At 65.6% G+C, this 259-nt stretch carries 1 protein-coding gene; it reads left to right on the forward strand.

Annotated elements, in window-relative coordinates; genetic code table 11:
- Window positions 1-259, forward strand: a 259-nt coding sequence (locus ABY44_RS00825; protein ID WP_431640736.1) for an efflux RND transporter permease subunit, incomplete at both ends; no start/stop codon positions are given.

A 259-nucleotide genomic window follows, 5' to 3' on the forward strand; every position in this document is an offset into this window, starting at 1 on the left:
CAGTCGATCCATGACCTCTCCGTCGAGGGCGGGCTGGGCCTGCTCTTCGCCGTGCTCGTGATCCTCGCGTTCCTGCGCTCGTGGCGCTCGACGGTCATCGCTGCCGTGTCGATCCCGCTGTCGCTGCTGATCACGCTCGTGGGCCTGTGGTGGAGCGGCAACACCCTCAACATCCTGACCCTCGGCGCGCTCACGATCGCCATCGGACGTGTCGTCGACGACTCCATCGTGGTGATCGAGAACATCTCGAGACGACGCG

The sequence above is a fragment of the Burkholderia sp. ZZQ-2 genome (assembly GCF_050768715.1).
Classification (GTDB): Bacteria; Pseudomonadota; Gammaproteobacteria; order Burkholderiales; family Burkholderiaceae; genus Burkholderia; species Burkholderia cepacia.